Here is a 14746-nt window from a genome sequence, read left to right on the forward strand (position 1 = left end):
TAATTCAAGGCAATACGAAAAAAGCGTGCCTTCCATCCTGATTAGTGCAAGGAGGTTAAAGGCGTTTGATTGTTTCCGGCCACCAGCCCAATTATTTACCCTGGCTCGGATATTTTCACAAAATGAAATCCTGCGATCTCTTTGTTATATTGGATGACGTACTTCATTCCAACAGAGGCATAACCGGCAGGAACAAAATTAAAGGGCCCGAGGGACCAAGACTGTTGAGCGTGCCTCTGGCCCGTAAAGAGGCACTGATTAAAGACGTCAAAATTATTAATGAGAGCAGGTGGTACAGAAAGCACTGGTACTCCCTGCAGGGCTGCTACGCCAGGGCTGCCCACTGGCAGGAATACAGGGAGCGGTTCTTTGTGGTGTATAAAGACCCGGGGGATAAACTGGCGGAATTAAATTTAAGGCTTATCAATGTGGTTCGTGAAATACTGGATATCAGCACCCCCATGATACGCTCGTCGGATATACCCGGGATTACCGGCAAAAAGGGGACCAAGATAATTAATATCTGCAAATACCTGGGCGCCGACACATACCTGTCGGGCAACGGGGCGCGGGTCTATAACGACGAGGGCGAATTTCAAAGAAGCGGTCTCAGGCTGGTTTATCAGGATTTCAAACATCCCGATTACCCGCAGCAGTGGGGCGATTTTATACCCAACCTGTCCGCGGTGGATTTAATATTCAACTGCGGGCGGGACAGCAAAAATTATTTAACCAGACAGGTGATTTATGAATAATATAAATGTTCTGGTCACCGGCTCCGGCTCCCTTTACGGAGTGGCCGTGATTAAGTCCCTGTTAAAATCCGCGTTAAAACTAAAACTGGTAGCCACCGACACGGATCCCAGAACCCTGGGGCTGCATTTCGCCCACCGGGGCTATATAGTGCCTCCGGCTTTTCAGGAAGGGCTGTATTATGAAAAAATACTGGATATTATCCGCGGGGAAAAGATCAACGCGGTATTTGTGGCATCTTCACACGAATTGGCTTTTTTCAGCGGCCACAAGGAGGAGATAGAGGCGGCAACCGGCGCCTGGGTATTTGTAAACCCGCCCGGGGTGATGAATATATGTTGCGACAAGTGGCTGACCATAAAATTTTTAAAAGAAAATAATTTTAATTTTCCCGGCACCATACGCTATCCGGAAGACCGGGCGCTGCTGGAGAAATTTATCCGGGAAGCCGGCTTTCCGGTAATCATCAAACCCCGCCGGGGCGCCGGGTCGGAGGATTTATATAAAGCGGCCTCCCCGCAGGAATTGCTGTCCCTGGTCAAGGGCCGGGAGGGCTTCGTATTGCAGCAGTATCTCCCTGAAGCTGACGGCGAGTATACCACCGGTATTTGTGCCGGGGCCGACGGCAGGGTGCTGTCCGCCGTTACCCTGAAGAGAATACTGCGGGACGGCATGACCATGTCCGCGGAGGCGGACGATTATGAGCATTTAACAGATTATTGCAGGCAGGTGGCCGGGGTGTTGAAGCCCTACGGGCCCTGCAACTTTCAATTCAGGCTGCTGGAGGGAAGACCTTACATTTTCGAAATAAATCCCCGTTTCAGCAGCAGCACCGGAATGCGCTGCCTGCTGGGGATAAATGAGGCCGAAATACTGCTCAGGGCTGAAATACTGGGTGAAGCGGTTTCACCGCGGAAAGCGGTAAAGGGCAGCATAATAAGGCAGTACAAGGATTATATCGTTCCCACCGGGAGAATCAGGCAGCTGGAAAAGGAAAGCTTTTGTGTTAACAGGCCGGGCTGATAATAACAATTTAAGTGAGCATGGAGTTTTGACCAATGAAAATTGTTTTTATTGAATCAGATCCCCAGTATGTGCTGGGGCTGCCTTGGGGATTCAGAAAACTGGGCTGCCAGGTGAAAACATTAAACGACATCCGGGAAGACACACTGGCGGAAATTTTTGACAAATACCGGCCGGATCTGGTTGTAACCGCCGGCTGGACCAAGATTCACACCAGGTCCAACCTGGAATTGCTTGGGCACATGCTTAATAAGTACCATGTCAGCCATGCCTACTGGTCCACAGAGGATCCGCGCTGGACGGACAGATGGTCATTGCCCTATATCAAGTCCACCCACCCCGATTACATTTTTACCATAGACAAGGATTCCGTTAATTTTTTCAGGGAGCTTGGCCATCAGGCCTTTTACCTGAACTGGGGCTGCAATCCCGATTTTCACCGGCCCGCCAACCCCCGTAAGGAGTATCTTTGCGACATTGCCCTGGTGGCCACCGCCGGGGTGACCTGGAGTTCCTTCCGGAGGGACAGCGCCAGAATTTTATTAAAACCCCTGGTGGAAAAAAATTATAAGGTTTTGATTTGGGGAAAAAGATGGGATAGGCTGGATCCCGAAATTGTAGGTTTTAACGTGGACCCCGGCCTTCTGCGGGGTAAACTTCCCTATGAGGAAACCAACCATGTCTACAGTTCCGCCAAAATAGTGCTGGGTTTTCAGAACCTTACCACCGAATTGACCGCCAGAACCTTTGAGATACTTGGCGCCCGGGGATTTTTGCTGGCGCCGGCCACCGCCTCGGTGATTAAAAACTTTAAAAACGGCAAGCACCTGGTGATATCCCGGTCCGAAAAGGAAACCTTAAGGCTGGTGGATTATTATCTGGGCCATGAGGAAGAAAGAAAAAAAATAGCCTGGCAGGGGCAGAGGGAAGTGTACCTGAAACACACATACAGGCACAGGGCGCTAGAAATGCTAAAGAGCATTAGAAAAGTTGATCAGCTCCGTGAGCGGTTAAAAACAGAATAATTTTACCCTGCTTGCGGCTGGACAGGAGGAGGTCAATAACCGTTGATTATTTCCGGCCATCAACCCAATTATCTGCCCTGGCTGGGATATTTTCACAAAATGAAATCCTGTGACCTTTTTGTAATACTCGATGACGTTCTGCACTCCAGAGGCGCTATTACCAATAAAAATAAAATCAAAGGGCCGGAAGGGGCAAGGCTTCTAAGCGTGCCCCTGGCCCAAAAAAAGGTGCCCATTAAAGACGTCACCATACTTAACGGGAGCAGGTGGCATAATAAACACTGGAATTCACTCCGCACCTGCTATGCCAAGGCTCCTTACTGGAAGGATTATCAGAATTTGTTGCTGCCTATTTACGATAATCCCGGGGAAAAACTGGCGGATTTTAATTTAAGGCTCATAAAGGTAATTAGTAAAATACTGGGCATTTCCACCCCGCTGGTCCGTTCTTCCGAAATACCCGGAATCACCGGCAGTAAAGGTACTAAAATAATTAACATCTGTAAACACTTTGGGGCCGACATCTGCCTGTCGGGAACAGGCGCCCGGGATTACAACGATGAGGATGAATTTGCCAGGAACCATATACGCCTGGTGTACCAGGAGTTTGAATGCCCTGATTATCCGCAGTTATGGGGCGGTTTTATACCCAACCTTTCCGCTCTGGATTTAATTTTTAATTGCGGGCCTGGAAGCCAGGACTTTTTGCCGGGACAGATTATTACTTAATATTTATCCCTTTCCCGCCATGTGGCACCCGTAAAATCCGCAAAGGCTGACAGCGGCTCAAACTGTCAGCCTTTATCTTATTCGAACTAAGTTCGCTCTAAGGGTTCGGCAGGGGAATAACCCCTTCCGAACCCAAGGCTCACTTATATTTACGCCATATGTAAAAGGCCGCCTCCATTCGCCTGCGGCGAAATGGGAGCGGCCTTTATAAAAACTCCAACCCTGCGGGCCGGAGAGATTTACACCTCCGGTGTTTAATACGGCTTTCGGATACCCAGCCTTGTTTGCCTCCCGGGTGCGGTGGGCAGCGTTGTGCCGCCCCAGGCGTATTCACCTTTCCCGTCATGAATTATTATGTTGTCTACGGCGTGCCCCAGGTCAAGTCCTATTTTTCCCGCGTCCATTGCGGCCAGGGCGACGATTACGGCGTTGGCCCCGGCTGCGATTAAGGCAACCTGATAATCAATCCCGGACATTTGTTGTAAAACAATGTCCAGATCCCAGTAATGGCGCAGATTTAAGCAAGCTGTAATGTTGGTGAAGCCGTAGCGGTTGATCAGAATCTTTGCCAGCCCGGCCATGGGCTTTCCCACCAAAAGAATTTTGGCGTCGCGAAAGATATGGTAAAATTTTGGAATGCGCACCAGATGGTAATTGATGAAAGCGTAACAGGTTCCGGGGGGATTCAGGCCATAGTGGTTAAAAATTTTCTCGGTCATGGGATACCAGCAGTAATTGTCCCTCTGGTTTAAAAAGCCTACCACGGTGGCCCGGCGAACGGCGTCCAGCAGGCGGTCGCGGGCTTCAATATTGGGAATTGCTATACCCGAGTATTTATTGCCGGCCACCACATTATACATTCCGATAAGCTCCTGCACGGTATGAACCGTATTCTGGGCCAGAATAAAATTTTCCCCGTCCCCTATTCGAACCAGGGAAAAGGGCTTTTTATTATGGTAATGAACGTGAATAATGTTCAGCAGATCTTCCGCGGAATTAATGGTAAACGTATACATTATTTTCCCCCGGCAGCTATGTTATTGAGGATAGTAACTCCTGTTATGGTATTGAAAGAATGCTTTAGGCCGGCTAGAATCCAGGTTTAGTGCCGCTCAGGCAGTGCTTTTTCACCGCGTAGCGGGGAATTATTATTTTTACCCGGGGTCTGAATTCCGGTTCCTGAATAGACCTGTTGATTGTGTTTATTAAATACTCCAGCGTCAGATTGTTTTGGCGGGCGAACTGCCCCACCGTCTCGTTCTTTTTCCCTCATCCGTAGCAGTTATAGCCGTAGAGACTGAATACTTTTTTAACCGCCGGATATTTTTCCAGCACATCAATAACCCTGTCATTTTCGTTAATCACTAAATAAAAACCCCCTTGCCCTAAGCTTGTTTTCCATAATCTCAATGGCTGAACGGGCCCTGCGCTCCCAGGAATTCTGCCGGGCAATTTCTATTCTTTTCAGACGGTTTTCCGGCTTATCACCGTGTATGGCCTGGTGTATGAAATTATTGAATCCTTCCGGGTCCGTGCCGATTAATATCTCCCCCATCCCGGCCACTTCCGGAAGGGGGGTGGAAACCACCGGTTTTCCGGAACTTAAGTATTCATACATCTTTATTGGATTGCAGCCCCGGGTCATTGAGGTAACCTTAAAAGGTATCAGGCAGACGTCAAAACATTGCAAATAGTTTGGCAGATAGCGGTATTCCTTATATCCGGTTACAAACATGTTATTTTTATGAAAGGGCAGCCTGGTGTTGTAAAGAGGTCCCACGAAAATAAAATTGTATTCCGGGTTTTTTTCAGTGATGTGGTCGATTAATTCCCAATCCAGCCATGTGGCCAGTGCTCCTATGTATCCAACGGTGGGCCGGCCGTTGTCCGGGATGTCGGCCGGCCGAACCAGGGTACCGGTTTGAGCCGGGACAAAATGTTCAAAATCAACGCCATTGGGGCAGAGATGAACTTCAGGATGAAATTTTCTGTTTTCATTTAAAATTTTCATGGAAGTGGCAAAAATTATATCCGCCCTTTTTCTGACTTCTTCCACGTAAGGCGCCCAGCTGGAAAATTCCTCGCTGGGGTCGTCCAGGGCGTCATAAACCACCATATGCGGGCGATACCTGTTGATATGCCGCACAAAACTGGGTGCGCTGATCCATAATATGCGCGGTCCGCTGTGAGGTATGGACAGGGGGTCGCTTTTGGTGCAAATGAACAGGTTTTCGGATAGTTTTTTTACGGAAGCCGGTTCCTTCTTCCCGGCCGGGTTACAAAAAATGGCCTGAAAACCCAGCTGGGCGAATTGGTTAAATAGCTGTTGAGGTCTTTGAAACATCCAGCGGAATCTTAGCGAAGGCGGGTGTATGATTACAGGCAACAATATCCCTCCAGTAAGGCTAGGCACGTTTTACCTAAAAGCAATATATTCAGGCATAATAATTTTTGTGATTTTATGAGGTAAATTTAGGATAAAACCGGCCGGGAAAGGTCTGTCCCTTTTCCTTAGTTTCCTTAGTAGCAAAATAGTATTTTGCACATATGCTATGTGTAAGAGGGTTTATCGGGGGTAGAGAAATGTCTGATAAGGGGCCGATGTTGAAAGCCCTGGTGTTGTCGGGTGGCACCGGCACAAGGATGCGTCCGTTAACCGGCACCATACCGAAGCAACTGATCCCGGTGGCTAACAAACCGATTATTCATTATGTGATGGAACAAATAGCCTCCCTGGGCATTAATGACGTGGGGGTTATTATTTCCCCCGAGACCGGCCAGGCGGTAAAGGAATCCCTGGCGGACGGCGGCAGGTGGAATTTAAATATCAGCTATATAGTGCAGGATAAGCCCGCGGGGCTGGCCCACGCTGTGCTGACGGCCAGGGACTATCTTGGAGAGTCTTCCTTTTTAATGTATCTTGGGGACAATTTGATAAGTCACAGTCTTGGAGATATGCTGGATTCCTTCCTGCGGGGCGGGGACGACAGCGTGGTGCTGGTAAAAAAGGTTAGAGATCCCGGGCGCTTCGGGGTGGCGGTTGTGAATGACAATTTTAAAATATTGAGGCTGGTGGAAAAGCCTGAACGTTTTGTCAGCAGTTTCGCCCTGGTAGGGCTATATCTGTTTAATAAAAGCATTCATAAGGCTATTGAGGAAATAACTCCCTCCGCCAGGGGGGAACTGGAGATAACAGACGCCATTCAGCGGTTGCTGGAAAAAGGAGGCAATGTCTCCTGCAGCCTGGTCCGGGGCTGGTGGTTTGATACCGGAAGAAAAGAGGACTTATTAAAGGCCAACAGGGTATTATTGGATGAGCGCTCTGAAAGGAAGGTTGAGGGAGTAATAATATCCGGGGACAGCCGCGTGGAAGGAAGAGTGCAAATAGGACAGGGGAGCAGTATTGCCGGCAGCGTGGTGATAGGCCCGGCGGTGCTGGGTGAGGGCGTTGAAGTAATAAATTCCTATATCGGTCCCTTTAGCTCCATAGGCAATAATTGCCTGCTTAATGGAGTCAGGCTGGAAAATACCATAGTTTTAAACCACAGCAGCCTTACGGATAAGCTGTATATAACAGAGAGTCTAATAGGCCGGCATTGTCATATTACCGGCGGCGCCGCCACAGTGGACATGGTTAGGGTTAACCTGGGAGACTGGGCCGAGGTGAGGCTATCATGGGTCTGAATGGAGGGACCCGGGCTTTTGAAGGGGGTTTGGAGTCCACAACCTGTCAGCGCCGGTTATTTTGAGAGGCGAAGCTGATGTCACAGATTATTTTTACTTATGAGTCAATATTTGCTGACACCTTCGTTCAACTGGTGTCACATCCGCTGCCCGGTAATGCCGCGGGCAGTGTTACGGAGCTGGATTTTCAGGACGGGGTCCGGGAGGTGGAAAATCTTTCGGTCAGGCCCATGGAGGCCGTGGCCAATTTTTCAGTTGTGGAATTTAAATTAAGTATTCCGTTTGAGGCCAGGCTTTCCACTTCAAACAAGGACAATCCCCGGATAGAGGGAGCCCTGCCGGATATCCATGTCAAGGTGCTTATATACACGCCCCTGGTCAGGCAGGAGGCTCTCCCCGATTTGAAAGCGGAGACCCGCTGCCAGATGCTGGTGGAACCTTCTTTGACAGGCGGGATGCTGCAATTTGCCGTAAACGTCAATATTGTAGTTAGATGTTCGGACAAACACCAGTTGAGCATTCCCTCCATGTTAAGCAGCAGAGGCCAGAAAAACGAAGACTCCCTGCAAACTTCCTGGGTTAAGGCCTGTGAAAAATTTGTCGACCCCCAGCGGACATCGTTTCCGGATGATTTTTTCCCCCATCCCGGGGAGATTGAGTGAGCTGCTAAAATATACCTGCCTTGTGTAATAATTTTTTTGCAGGATATCAAAGTAATTTTGCAGAATTACTTTGAAGACCTAAAAACTTTATCATCACAAGGAGGTTGTTTGTATTGTTTTCTCTGAAAAAGGTATTTGGTTTATGTGTTACCACGGGTTTCCTTTTTGTCTCGGCATTTGCAGTTTCCCCGGCTGATGCGGCGGTTATCAAATTAACTCCAAATGGCAGCGGTGGCTATGATTATAAAATAGTGGACCAGTCCCCCGGGACTCCCTCCACCGGGACCAGCGGAAGCAGCAGTGTTAGAATAACCAGGCCCACTACACCCACTACACCGACTATACCAACTACACCAACTATACCGACCACACCGACCACACCCACCACGCCAACTATACCAAGCACACCCACCACCCCGACCACGCCAACCACGCCGGCACCTGCACCCACAGCGGGACTGACGTCTGAGGAACAGAGTATGGTGAATTTGATAAACCAGGAGAGGGCGTCCAACGGTTTGTCCGCCCTGCAGGTGGACACGCAGCTGACACAGCTGGCCAGGATGAAGTCCCAGGATATGATTACCAATAATTATTTCAGCCACACCTCTCCAACCTACGGAACACCCAGTCAGATGTTGTCCACCTACGGGGTTACATACAGGACCATGGGAGAGAATATTGCGGGCAACAGCTCCGTGCAAGCCGCCCACACCAGTTTGATGAACAGCTCCGGCCACAGGGCCAATATTCTTAGCAGCAGCTACACCCATGTGGGAGTAGGAGTGGTTTCCGGCGGACCTTACGGTGAGATGATAACCCAAATTTTTGTGGGCAGATAAATTGTAAAATTACAACGGAATAACCAGCCAATTAATAAAATGCCGGTATTTGCGCCGGCATTTTTATTGGCTGATGATTATATCAATGCAAATGCTTGAACTCAAAGGCCCTCCATATTAATACCGGGGCAATAACAAAAGCGGCCCGGGACACATAGATTAGAAAAAACAGGGGTGAGAATTTGTGTGCGGCCTGACTTCAATAATAATCCTTACATATAATGAGCTATATTATACCCGGAAATGCATAGAAAGCATCAGGATATATACCGGGGTTCCCTATGAACTTGTTCTGGTAGACAACGGTTCCGGTGACGGCACGGCGGAATTTCTATCCTCCCTGCAGGGGGCCAAAGTCATATTGAACAGTTCCAATCTGGGGTTTGCCGCCGGCTGCAATCAGGGGCTGGCTGCCGCCGCCGGGGAAAACATATTGCTGCTGAATAATGACACCGTGGTTACCCCCAACTGGCTCGGAAACATGCTGGGGTGCCTGGATAGCAGGAATGATATAGGTTTGGTCGGCCCTTGCTCCAATTATGTGGGGTCAGGCAACCAGGTGGAGGTCAGTTATGGCAGCATCAGGGAAATGATTGAATTCGCCCGGCGGTTTAACCTGCCCGACCCCTCCAAATGGCGGCAGCACAGCAGTTACTGGCTTTCCGGTTTCTGTCTGCTTGGCAAAAAGTGGTTGTTTGATCTGGTGGGACCCTTCGATCAGCGTTTCAAAACCGGTTCCTGGGAAGACGTGGACTATTCAGTAAGGGTTACAGCCGCCGGTTACAAACTATTCGTGGCGGGGGATGTTTTTATACACCATTACGGCAACCGGTCCTTCCGGGGCAATAAAATATCCCTGGCGGCAGTCCAGGCGGAAAACGCCAGGCAGTTTTACAATAAATGGGCCAAGCGGTGAGATTGACTTTTTAATATGCTATAAGTTATAATAGCAGTTACCGGGCGGGTGTAGCTCAATGGTAGAGCATCAGCTTCCCAAGCTGAGGGTTGCGAGTTCGATCCTCGTCACCCGCTCCAGTATAATAAATTAATATTTGACTGTGGGATCCTCCTGTGTCAGCAGGGGGATTTTTATTTTTCCAGGCAATAACCAATAAGGAAATATATGCATACTATACATTATGAAGGCCTACGTATATCGTCAGGATTCCAGGCGCAACCCGGTTTTTGGATGTTTTCCGTGCTATCCGCAGAGGTTTTCAGGTGTACAGATTAATTAACTGGTAAAGGAGGATTTTAGTATGCCTATTGCAAGATTAGCCAGTCTTTCGGGCAACACCTTTTTCCGGCTGGGTGCGCCTCCGTACTCAGCGGCCAACGTCGCGGTGCCGGTGGGAATTCAATTCCCCTTCTGGCCGCAGATATCCGATCAGACCTCGGTAAGCGCCGGGGACATCGGCGACCCCCAGTACCTCTGGTACCTAAACGCTGTAAATCCGGCCCTGGTAGGCACCGGGGAAACGGTATTCTTCGCCCGGGAGGCACTTTTTACAATTCCTGCTTTGTTGGCAACCATCACCACCACCATCAACGTGAAAATAGCCACGGATAATGCATTCCAGGCCAGAATGACCCTCACCCCGACCATTGTTGGATTGCCTGTAATCTTTAATTTCACCGACGGTATTACGGCACAGAATTTTGTCGATCCGGGACCGCCCTTTAACTGGCAGAGGGTATACAACTTCACTGTGGAACTGCCCCTGCTGGCCACATCAGTGGGCTTCGATCTACAGTTCGAGGTCAAGACGGTTAATTACGCCCAGCCCGGCGGCACCCAGTTTACCAACCCCGCCGGACTCCTTTATGACATTGAAATCGGCGGTTTCCTGGTGGCGCCCACCATAACCGCGGGCGTACCCCCGGCCATTACAAACCCGCTGGTTTAAAAGAGCCGGTGTGTCGATAATTTTAACCCCTTGCCATATCAGCAGGGGGTTTCTTATGATTTTAACCTGTTGTTGTGCTATTTTTTTAAATTATAATATTTACATTTTACGGGAAGACATTAACAATAATGGCGCACTTTACATATTATACAACAAATAGGCTGTGATTACTTATTTTTTAGTTGTCCATCCGTCTTATACGTTAATGCCGGATTTAAGGAAAGCGAACCCGCCTTATTGTTTGCGTTAAACCAATTTTTTCGAAAAAGGGTGTCCCCAAATTTATGTGAGGAGTGACAAAGAATGTTTATTAACAACGATGTGGTTATTTTTGAAGAATGCGTGGAAAAAGTAGCCGAGGCCAGAATCGCGGTATCGGCAATAAATTCAATAACCGGCCTGGATATAACGGTTAACCCGCTGTCGAGTGAGGCCTGCGCCGTCATTGACGGAGCGGAAGTGCCCATAGAGTTCGAATTCTGCTGCAGCCTGGGCAGGGTATTTTTCCGCCCCACACTGCTGGTGGGTAGAATTGTAAATTGCGGCTGGCTGAATGGCGCAATTTTGATCAGAAGTCTTGAAACCGGTAATATTGTTACCTGTATAAATGTGGCCCTGCCGTTTCAGTCGGAAGTGGCGGCCCCGGTCGTGCGCCCCACGGACATCATCAGGGAGCAAGCGGTGGAAGATGAGGGCTCGGCATTGTGCATCGTGTTTGATACCAACACCTTTACCGGTTTAAGCGAACCTGTTCTTATCGTGAAGTGTATAATACTGGTGCTGATTACAGTTATCCAGGGAGAATCCGTAGTCTGTCCGCCCACCACCCAGGCCCCGACCACCCAACCTCCAACCACCTGCTGTCCGCCGACCACCATGGGCCCGATCAGCTGCCCGCCGGATTGTTTATTAAGTCAGGACTCGCAATCCCCGGGGGCCAGCAGCGTAAAAATTTGTTTGTAGGCCTGACAGGAGCGGCCGCGCAAATATAAAAGGGCCTCCTGCAGCAAGAGACCTCATCCCTGTAAGATGAGGTCTCTTGCCGATTTGTATTATTTATTTATTGTTCCTTTAATTAGCCCGTCACCTGCTGTTTCATTTTTTTCATCGCCATTCCTTTTTTTTGCGAGCCCGGCATCATATTGCCAGGTTCGGCCTTTTCCTGAACCGCCAGCCAGTAGGTTATCCGGTGCCTGTTGTTCCAGGCCACAAAAATTTTAGAAGAATTTGTTATTACCCTGGCGTTTGATTCCAACCAGTCAAAATTAGCTTTTTTAAATGCGTATTCGTTGCTGTGGGTTACAATGTACCAGTAACTGCTCTCTTCGTCGTTGAAAAAAAAGCTCTGGTTAACCCAGCCGTAACCGGCGTTGTTATTATGAGAAACCTGCAGCTTTGGCAGGGCTTTATTTAATATATTAAAGAAGGACATATTATCCCCTCCGTAGTCTATTATAATAATTAACCCATGAAGATCATTGATAGAAAGAATTATATGGTAATTGTTTAAACTCAATAAATTATTCATAATATAAAATATGTAAAAAAAAATAATATGTGCCATGTTTGACGAGATAAAGCCATATTATGCATTATAACGTAACAATTCCAATTTAGTTAACAAAACCGGCGGCGGCCAGGCATCCCATGCAAAATTTTCCTGCTTCTGAAGGAATTTCTAAAATACTGTCGAAAAAACAAAAAAGTCATAAGCAGCTTTTCATACGCCGGGCTGCGGTTTTGGCAGTTGTATACAAAAAAGTTAAATTAAACAATACGAACCGGCGGGTGGAATGTTTAAAAGGCGCATGAGCGCAGGGCAAGTTATATTTGAGGTGCAACAGACATGAAGATACCGCTTCACACCCGTTTAAGGGGGTTAACTGGCTTTTTCTCCAGAAACAAAAACCTGCTCATACCCCTGGTGCTTTTTCTGCTGGTGGAACTGGCGGCCCTGGCCGGGGTGTTTGTCCGCCCGGAACTGGCCCTTTACGATTCCTGGTTCCGGCTGCAGGGGGTTCGTGACCCGGGCCGGCAGGTGGCGGTGGTGGCCGTGGACGAGCCCTCCATTAAGGAACTGGGGCCACTGGCCTGGCCCAGAAAAGTGCATGCCCAGCTGCTGGAAAAATTAAGGGAAGCCAGGGTTGTTGCATTTGACATTGTTTTTGACGCCCCCACAACCCCCGCCGACGACCGTAGCTTTGCGGCGGCCATAGCGAAACACGGCGGCGTGGTGCTGGCCAGCCAGTTTTCCTTTGAAGAGAACGGCAGCGGGGAAATGGAACAGGTTTTCCAGGCCCCATTGCCGGAGTTCATGGAGGGGGCTGCGGGGCTGGGCTTCGTCAACATGCCCACGGATGTTGACGGTGTGGTGCGCCGGGTAACCATGGTGGATGTGAACACCTTTGAAATACCCTTTCCCTGCTTAAGCCTGGCCTCGGCCATGACGGCGTCGGGTATGAATCCCGCTCAGATTGAGCTGGAGCCCGGTTGTCTCAGGGTGGCGGGCGGCAATATCCCGGTGGACGGGGTGAACAGGGCCATGATAGATTTCTGGGGGCCCCAGGGAACTTTTAAAACCTACGGCTATGCGGACGTGCTCAGGGGAAAATACCCGCCGGAAGAGTTTAAAGACAAAATAGTGCTGGTGGGGGTTACCACACCGGCGGCCCATGATGAAAAACCAACACCGTATACCACCTCGAACATGATAATAAGCGGCAGCATAGAAACCCCCGGGGTGGAAATCCATGCCTCGGCGGTGCAGAGCTTTCTGGACGGGCACTGGTACCGGCCGGTTCATCCCCTGGTCAATATTGTCTTTTTGTTTATTGCCGGAATGGCAACAGCCCTGGCGGTGGGGGGGCGGGGTCCCTGGCGGGGAATTGCCGGCGCCCTGGCGGTGGTGGCGGTGTCCGGGGTTCTGGTTTACGGGTTATGGTGGCAAGGCCGGCGCTGGCTTAATTTTGCCGCACCGCTGGCGCTTATTTTTATTACCTACGTGTTGGTTACCGCCTCCGACTTTATACTGGCGGAAATGGGGCGCCGCAGAACCAGGGCGCTGTTCAGCAGGTATGTGTCCCCGGCGGTGGTGGAAGAGTTGATGGCCGATCCGGACAGTGTTTCCCTGGGCGGCCAGCGCCGGGACCTGACCATAATGTTCGTGGATATCCGGGGCTTTACCGCCTACAGCGAAAACAAGGCTCCCGAGCAGGTGGTGAACCGCCTCAATGAATACCTCACCGCTATGACCGAAGTTATCTTCCGTCACGGGGGGACCCTGGACAAATACCTGGGTGACGGGCTGATGGCCATATACGGAGCGCCCATTCAACTGCCCGACCATGTGCAAAGGGCCATCCGGACAGCGGTGGAAATTCAGGAAGTGGTGGAGAGGCTGAACAATTCCTGGGCTGAAAAAGGGGAACCCCCCCTGAAAATAGGGGTGGGCATCAACACCGGCAGCGTGCTGGTGGGGAACGTGGGCAGTCCGGAGCGGATGGACTATACTGTCATAGGGGAGGACGTAAACCTGGCCTCCCGGGTGGAAGGACTTACTAAAACATTTGGCGCCCTGGTGATTATCAGTGAGAGATCCGTCCGGGTACTGGAGGCCCGGGGGGAATCCACCCGGGAGCTGGAATACCTGGGAACGGCGGAAGTAAAGGGATTTACCCTGCCCATCGGGGTGTATACCGTGCCGGACAGAAGGACCGGGAAATTTTACGCATAATTATTACGCATAATTATTTGGCCAACCGGCATAAATTGTATTGCGCCGTTGTAACGGCTTTAATATAATTGTTGGTGGACACCGGTTGAGGATATATACCTTTGCGAAAATATTTAAGGCCGGGAATTAGAGACGGGGACATTCCTTCACGAATAAAAATAAAGGTCAGGAATTACAGGTAAATGCCCCCGGACTTTAGAAGGAGGGATTTAGGTGGGAAAACACATACAAACGGTGAATAAGGTCAGCCTCAACACCACACTTAAAGGCAGGGGCTGCGGCGAGTGCCAGACCTCCTGCCAGTCGGCCTGCAAAACATCTTGCACCGTGGGTAATCAGGTCTGCGCCAGGGAAAGCAAATAGTATTTTAAAAACCTGATCTTAAAAG

General features: G+C 49.7%; 17 protein-coding genes and 1 tRNA gene. 13 read left to right on the forward strand and 5 right to left on the reverse strand.

Features of this window, described 5'->3' with window-relative positions:
• Nucleotides 1-65 precede the first annotated feature (65 nt).
• The 4 genes from DCCM_RS07760 to DCCM_RS07775 are packed head-to-tail and all read left to right on the forward strand — an operon-like array spanning nt 66 to nt 3530.
• Nucleotides 66-755 (forward strand): WbqC family protein, encoded by a 690-nt coding sequence (locus tag DCCM_RS07760; RefSeq protein WP_104371851.1) that lies wholly within the window; start codon nt 66-68, stop codon nt 753-755.
• On the forward strand, nt 748-1776 hold the full coding sequence (locus tag DCCM_RS07765) for an ATP-grasp domain-containing protein (protein ID WP_104371852.1): 1029 nt from the start codon (nt 748-750) through the stop codon (nt 1774-1776). Before DCCM_RS07760 ends, DCCM_RS07765 begins: the two co-directional genes overlap by 8 nt.
• Nucleotides 1777-1811: 35 nt before the next feature.
• Nucleotides 1812-2801, forward strand: a complete 990-nt coding sequence (locus tag DCCM_RS07770; RefSeq protein ID WP_104371853.1) for a CgeB family protein — start codon at nt 1812-1814, stop codon at nt 2799-2801.
• A gap of 42 nt (nt 2802-2843) precedes the next feature.
• Nucleotides 2844-3530: a WbqC family protein gene (locus DCCM_RS07775; RefSeq protein WP_104371854.1), complete on the forward strand. Its 687-nt coding sequence runs from the start codon at nt 2844-2846 to the stop codon at nt 3528-3530.
• Between the two features lie 254 nt (nt 3531-3784).
• On the opposite strand, the gene DCCM_RS07780 is transcribed toward DCCM_RS07775, so the two are convergent.
• From DCCM_RS07780 to DCCM_RS07785, 3 genes are all read right to left on the reverse strand, one after another.
• Nucleotides 3785-4546: a GT-D fold domain-containing protein gene (locus tag DCCM_RS07780; RefSeq protein ID WP_104371855.1), complete on the reverse strand. Its 762-nt coding sequence runs from the start codon at nt 4544-4546 to the stop codon at nt 3785-3787.
• Between the two features lie 253 nt (nt 4547-4799).
• A complete protein-coding gene (locus DCCM_RS18520) occupies nt 4800-4895 on the reverse strand; it encodes a DUF1858 domain-containing protein (RefSeq protein WP_165792063.1) in 96 nt (31 codons plus the stop codon).
• Entirely contained in the window at nt 4888-5916 is a 1029-nt protein-coding gene (locus DCCM_RS07785) for a glycosyltransferase (protein WP_104371856.1), read from the reverse strand. The genes DCCM_RS18520 and DCCM_RS07785 overlap by 8 nt, the downstream gene beginning before the upstream one ends.
• Nucleotides 5917-6113: 197 nt before the next feature.
• On the opposite strand from DCCM_RS07785, the gene DCCM_RS07790 reads away from it, so the two are divergent.
• Nucleotides 6114-7214, forward strand: coding sequence for a glucose-1-phosphate thymidylyltransferase (locus tag DCCM_RS07790; RefSeq protein ID WP_231702698.1), 1101 nt, complete (start codon nt 6114-6116; stop codon nt 7212-7214).
• Nucleotides 7215-7291: 77 nt separating this feature from the next.
• A complete protein-coding gene (locus tag DCCM_RS07795) occupies nt 7292-7876 on the forward strand; it encodes a hypothetical protein (protein WP_104371857.1) in 585 nt (194 codons plus the stop codon).
• Between the two features lie 241 nt (nt 7877-8117).
• On the opposite strand, the gene DCCM_RS19200 is transcribed toward DCCM_RS07795, so the two are convergent.
• Nucleotides 8118-8309, reverse strand: coding sequence for a hypothetical protein (locus DCCM_RS19200; RefSeq protein WP_231702699.1), 192 nt, complete (start codon nt 8307-8309; stop codon nt 8118-8120).
• A 25-nt stretch (nt 8310-8334) separates the two neighbouring features.
• Between DCCM_RS19200 and DCCM_RS19205 the strand changes: the two genes are divergently transcribed.
• From DCCM_RS19205 to DCCM_RS07820, 5 genes are all read left to right on the forward strand, one after another.
• Nucleotides 8335-8718 carry a CAP domain-containing protein gene (locus DCCM_RS19205; protein WP_269433741.1) on the forward strand — a complete coding sequence of 128 codons (384 nt, stop codon included), beginning with the start codon at nt 8335-8337 and terminating at the stop codon, nt 8716-8718.
• 184 nt (nt 8719-8902) lie between these two features.
• Nucleotides 8903-9634 carry a glycosyltransferase family 2 protein gene (locus tag DCCM_RS07805; RefSeq protein ID WP_104371858.1) on the forward strand — a complete coding sequence of 244 codons (732 nt, stop codon included), beginning with the start codon at nt 8903-8905 and terminating at the stop codon, nt 9632-9634.
• A 44-nt stretch (nt 9635-9678) separates the two neighbouring features.
• Nucleotides 9679-9753 (forward strand) — tRNA-Gly (locus tag DCCM_RS07810).
• 224 nt (nt 9754-9977) lie between these two features.
• Entirely contained in the window at nt 9978-10625 is a 648-nt protein-coding gene (locus DCCM_RS07815) for a hypothetical protein (RefSeq protein WP_104371859.1), read from the forward strand.
• A 303-nt stretch (nt 10626-10928) separates the two neighbouring features.
• Nucleotides 10929-11588 carry a hypothetical protein gene (locus DCCM_RS07820; protein WP_104371860.1) on the forward strand — a complete coding sequence of 220 codons (660 nt, stop codon included), beginning with the start codon at nt 10929-10931 and terminating at the stop codon, nt 11586-11588.
• A gap of 112 nt (nt 11589-11700) precedes the next feature.
• Here DCCM_RS07820 and DCCM_RS07825 read toward each other — a convergent pair whose 3' ends face one another.
• Nucleotides 11701-12057 (reverse strand): hypothetical protein, encoded by a 357-nt coding sequence (locus DCCM_RS07825; protein WP_104371861.1) that lies wholly within the window; start codon nt 12055-12057, stop codon nt 11701-11703.
• Between the two features lie 414 nt (nt 12058-12471).
• On the opposite strand from DCCM_RS07825, the gene DCCM_RS07830 reads away from it, so the two are divergent.
• Both DCCM_RS07830 and scfA read left to right on the forward strand, forming a co-directional pair.
• Nucleotides 12472-14358: a CHASE2 domain-containing protein gene (locus DCCM_RS07830; RefSeq protein WP_104371862.1), complete on the forward strand. Its 1887-nt coding sequence runs from the start codon at nt 12472-12474 to the stop codon at nt 14356-14358.
• 213 nt (nt 14359-14571) lie between these two features.
• Nucleotides 14572-14721 carry a six-cysteine ranthipeptide SCIFF gene (scfA, locus tag DCCM_RS07835; protein ID WP_104371863.1) on the forward strand — a complete coding sequence of 50 codons (150 nt, stop codon included), beginning with the start codon at nt 14572-14574 and terminating at the stop codon, nt 14719-14721.
• The last annotated feature ends 25 nt before the right edge of the window (nt 14722-14746 follow it).

The sequence above is a fragment of the Desulfocucumis palustris genome (assembly GCF_002933875.1).
Taxonomy (GTDB): domain Bacteria; phylum Bacillota; class Desulfotomaculia; order Desulfotomaculales; family Desulfocucumaceae; genus Desulfocucumis; species Desulfocucumis palustris.